Origin of the sequence: Cupriavidus sp. 2TAF22 (genome assembly GCF_052115045.1) — a bacterium.
Taxonomy (GTDB): Bacteria; Pseudomonadota; Gammaproteobacteria; order Burkholderiales; family Burkholderiaceae; genus Cupriavidus.
Genome location: NZ_JBFRFX010000097.1, coordinates 1 through 4,340 on the forward strand (window position 1 = coordinate 1; position 4,340 = coordinate 4,340).

At 66.1% G+C, this 4,340-nt stretch carries 3 protein-coding genes and 2 pseudogenes; 2 read left to right on the plus strand and 3 right to left on the minus strand.

Going from position 1 to position 4,340, the window contains the following annotated elements; genetic code table 11:
* From AB4Z48_RS40170 to AB4Z48_RS40180, 3 genes and pseudogenes are all read right to left on the minus strand, one after another.
* Window positions 1-142, minus strand: a pseudogene (locus tag AB4Z48_RS40170) (iron-containing redox enzyme family protein); the annotation flags it as partial.
* A gap of 162 nt (window positions 143-304) precedes the next feature.
* Window positions 305-1,237 (minus strand): ornithine cyclodeaminase family protein, encoded by a 933-nt coding sequence (locus tag AB4Z48_RS40175; RefSeq protein ID WP_441624427.1) that lies wholly within the window; start codon window positions 1,235-1,237, stop codon window positions 305-307.
* Between the two features lie 102 nt (window positions 1,238-1,339).
* Window positions 1,340-2,092, minus strand: coding sequence for a sulfite exporter TauE/SafE family protein (locus AB4Z48_RS40180; protein ID WP_441624429.1), 753 nt, complete (start codon window positions 2,090-2,092; stop codon window positions 1,340-1,342).
* Window positions 2,093-2,423: 331 nt separating this feature from the next.
* Between AB4Z48_RS40180 and AB4Z48_RS40185 the strand changes: the two genes are divergently transcribed.
* Both AB4Z48_RS40185 and AB4Z48_RS40190 read left to right on the plus strand, forming a co-directional pair.
* Window positions 2,424-3,962 (plus strand): hypothetical protein, encoded by a 1,539-nt coding sequence (locus AB4Z48_RS40185; RefSeq protein WP_441624431.1) that lies wholly within the window; start codon window positions 2,424-2,426, stop codon window positions 3,960-3,962.
* A gap of 236 nt (window positions 3,963-4,198) precedes the next feature.
* A pseudogene (locus AB4Z48_RS40190) lies at window positions 4,199-4,340 on the plus strand (iron-containing redox enzyme family protein); the annotation flags it as partial.

The window sequence follows — 4,340 nt, forward strand, 5'->3', positions numbered from 1 at the left end:
TCTCGGCCCAGCGGGCGAGGTGATCGCGGGAGAGCTTGCCGCTGGCCCAGGCGACGCTGAAGGGGGCCTTGTTGGCACTCTTGCCCTTGATGGCGTTTTCGAGAGCGGCACGGAAGTCTTCGCGGTTCATGAGTTCGGGCATTGGGGGGGCTCCTGGTAAGGGTTCGCGCTTGGGGTGGGCCACGGAGGCCCTGCCGATGAATCAATATGTAGATTGTATACTATCTACCAAGCGCGACAAGGTCAACGAATTTTGCGGGTTTTGTTTTGCGGGTTTTGTCGAGGTGCCGGCCGAAGCGTGGCTTCAGGCGGCCCTGGCCTCACCCGCTTCCAGCAGCTTCCGGTAGGCAAAGCCCGCCAGCGCCACATCTTCCAGCCCTACGCCGACCGATTTGTAGATCAGCACGTCCGCATCGCTCTCGCGGGGACGCACCTTGCCGGTTACCACGTCGGCCAGTTCCACGATCTTGTCGGCCGGCAGCACGGCGGGGTCGGCCAGCACGATGTCGCCGGCCTCGCGCACGGATTGCGGGCGCCATTCCACCACCAGTTTGCTGGCGCGCGCGAGCGCCGCATCGTCCAGTTCGCGCGTATGCGGCAGGCTGGAACCGATGGCCGCCACGAAGGCGCCGGGCTTGATGGCATGGCCGGAAAACAGCGGGGTGGTGGAGCGCGAAGCGGTGACCACGACGTCCGCCTGGGCGACGGCCTCGTCGGGTTCGGCAAAGGCCACGGGGATGCCGCACCACGTTGCCAGGCGCTCCGGGGTGGCGGCATCGGCATAGGGATCGGATAGCAGGATGCGCTTGAGCGGCAGGGCGGCGGCGAGCTGGCGCGCATGTTGCACGCCTTGCGTGCCGGCGCCGAACAACGCCAGTACCTCGGCGTCCTGGCGGGCCAGGTGGCGCGCGGCCAGCACGGAGCAGGCCGCCGTGCGCAGGCGGGTGATGGCGCCGGCATCGAAGGACGCGAGAGGGCGGCCGTCCTCGGTGGAGAAAATCAGGATGACGAAGGAGAACTGGCCCTTGATGGTGGTGTAGACCTTGGCGCCGGCTACCTGCTGCTGCGGAATGACCGCGCCGAGCGTCGACAGCTTGACGCCGCCGGCCTCGGTGCGAATGCGCTCCTGCATGGCGGCCTTGCCTTCGCCGAAGCTGCGGAAGGCGTCCAGCATGACTTGCTGGGCATCCGCGGGGGTGACATGGCGGTCGATCATCTCGTCGGTGATATGCAGCATGGTGTGTTTTCCTGTTGATGTTCGCTGGCGCGGGGCGCGCCGGATGGATGGAATGCGTGGGGTGGATGCGGCGATCGCGTTGGAGTTGGAGTTGGCGTTGGCTCAGGCGGGTAGGGCAAGCTTGACCAGCACGCCGACGGCGCCGGCGGTGCAAAGGGCCAGCAGCAGCTTGCGCACGGTCTTGGCGGAGAAGCGGTTCTTGAGGCGGTTCGAGATCGCGAAGCCGAGCAGCAGCATCGGGGTCAGGCTCGCGCTGAGCCACAGGTCGGCCAGCCCGAAGCGTCCGGCGGCCCACAGCATCGCCAGCGAGAACGCCGCGCCCGCGCACAGGATGCAGCCGATGGTGGCGCGCAACTGTGGCGGCGGCAGGTGCTGCATGACGATGGCAAAGGGCGGGGCGCCGGCCGAGGTCACGGTGCCCATGAAGCCGGATGCGGCACCCGCCACCGCCATGTTGAGGCCGGACGCCCGCACCCGCCAGCCGAGCAGGCTGAGTGTCACGGCGGCCAGGATCGAGAGGGCGAATATCAGTGCCAGCAGGCGGGCCGGCAACTGCGTCATGGCGGCCACCGCCACCAGCGTGCCGGCGGCGCGCCCCGCCAGGGCATTGCCGGTCGCGCGCCAGGCAATCGAGCGGAACTCGCGCACCGCGCCCAGCAGCGATACCAGCCCGCCCATGGCGAGCAAGGGGCCGGGCGCCAGTTGCGGGAAAAAGAGCACGGCCACCGGTGCCGACAGCATCGAGAACCCGATCCCGCCGACGCCCTGCAAGCAGGCGCCCAGGAAGATCAGCGCGCCCATCATGCCGAACTGCAGGGCGGTTATATCTGCGGGAAGGAAGGCATTGAGGGTCATGACGGGTCTGGGTGGCCGGCAGTTGATCGGTTAGACCGGCAGGTATTCTGCGGTCTTGGATGGTATATTGGTATACAGTCTACATAAATTGTGTGGGGAAGGCATCCGTGATCGGTGCGCCTGAGTGGGGTTATCCCGCAAAAAGTGCGTAAAGGCCCCGTTAAGGCGCACAAATACAAGGGTTTGCACCAAGACAGGGGCATTCCCTAGTCTCCACAGATTTATCTTGTTCTGATCTAGATCAAGAATATAGTATACGTTCATCGGGGCAGACATAGCCCCACGGGAAACAGTACAAAGGTCTCTACAGATAAAGATCCAAGGGGAACACATGCAACACGAAGCAGTGATTGGCGCGGCACACTGGATCTATCTACTGGGCGTGGCGGTCATCGTCCTGACCATGATCCTGCGGGCCAACGTGGTCGTACCGTCGATTCTCGGTACGTTCCTGGTGGTATTTGCGCTGACCGGCAGCCCGGTTTCGGCGCTTGGAGGGATCTTTTCGGCGAGCCTGGTGGCGGCCAAGGAGTTGTTCAATATCTTCCTGGTCATCGCCTTCATGACGGCGCTGCTCAATTCGCTCAAGACGCTGCGCTCGGATATCCGGATGGTGGAGCCGTTCCGCGTGGTGATGAAGAACGGGCATTCCGCCTTCTTCATCCTGGCCGGCATCACCTACGTGATCTCCCTGTTCTTCTGGCCCACGCCGGCGGTGCCGCTGGTATCGGCCATCCTGCTGCCGGCGGCCATTGCGGCCGGACTGCCGCCGCTGGCCGGCGCCATGGCCATCGCCATCGCGGGGCAGGGCATGGCGCTGTCGTCCGACTACGTGATCGGCGTGGCGCCGGGCATCAGCGCCAAGGCGGCCGGCGCCGCGGTCAGCGCCGCCGTGGTGGCGGATCGCGCGCTGGTGTTGTCGATCATTACCGGCGGCATCGCGCTGGCCCTGGCCTACCTGTCGATGCGCAAGCACATCGTGCCCGCCAGCGGCGCGCTGCTGACCAACTGGCAGGCCCGCGCCAGTGGCGCGGACGCCGGGATCGAGCAGGCCGGCACGTTCGACAAGGCCGAGATCGCGCGTGGCACGGAGCACACCGAGCCACTCGCCACCGACTCGAACATCGAGCGCAGTCTGGCGATGGTGGCGCTGCGCCGCGTGAAGTGGTCGAAATGCTTCGCCATCGTGACGCCGCTGGCCTTCCTGGCGGTGGTGGCGGTGATGGTGCTGCCCAAGATGGGGGCGGGCCTGCACGACCTGAAGGGCGGCGACGCCGCGGCGCTGGTCGGCGGGGTGGCGGCGTTGCTGATGATGCTGGCCACGCTGGCAGCCGAAGGCCCGCGCAAGATGCTCGATGTCTGCCCCGAGCACATCACGGACGGCTTCGTCTTCGCCTTCAAGGCCATGGGCTCGGTGCTGCCGATCGCCGGTTTCTTCTTCGTCGGTGCCGGCGAGACCGCCGCGCAGATCCTGGGCGTGAGCCCCGACAAGGCGCCCAGCCTGCTGTTCGAACTGATCCAGGCTTACCAGCACATGATCCCGGACAACCATGTCCTGGTCGCCTTCGGCGTGCTGGTGGTGGGCATGATCACCGGCATCGATGGTTCGGGCTTCGCCGGGCTGCCGCTGACCGGCACCCTGGCCGGCGCGCTGGGGCCGGTGGTTGGTTTCGATTCGGCCACGCTGGCCGCCATCGGGCAGATGGGCGCGGTGTGGACCGGGGGCGGCACGCTGATCGCCTGGTCCTCGCTGATCGCGGTGGCCGGTTTTGCCCGGGTGCCGGTGCTGGATGCGGTGCGGGCCTTGCTGGTGCCGGTGCTGATCGGGCTAGGCGTTTCCACGGTCTGCGCGATGCTGATCTGGCGATAAGGCGCGTCCGGTCCTTCCCCCACAACTGCCTGCATCCGAGGGCGGCTGCGCCAGCCGGCGCAGCCGCCCTTGTCGTCTCTGCGGCGTCCTCGCTCCCTCCCGAAAAAACTGGTCTTGCCCCGCAAAAACGCATTGACCCTTTCATGACATGTAGATAGTATACAATCTACATATCGATTCATCGGCAGGGCCTCCGTGGCCCACCCCAAGCGCGAACCCTTACCAGGAGCCCCCCAATGCCCGAACTCATGAACCGCGAAGACTTCCGTGCCGCTCTCGAAAACGCCATCAAGGGCAAGAGTGCCAACAAGGCCCCCTTCAGCGTCGCCTGGGCCAGCGGCAAGCTCTCCCGCGATCACCTCGCCCGCTGGGCCGAGA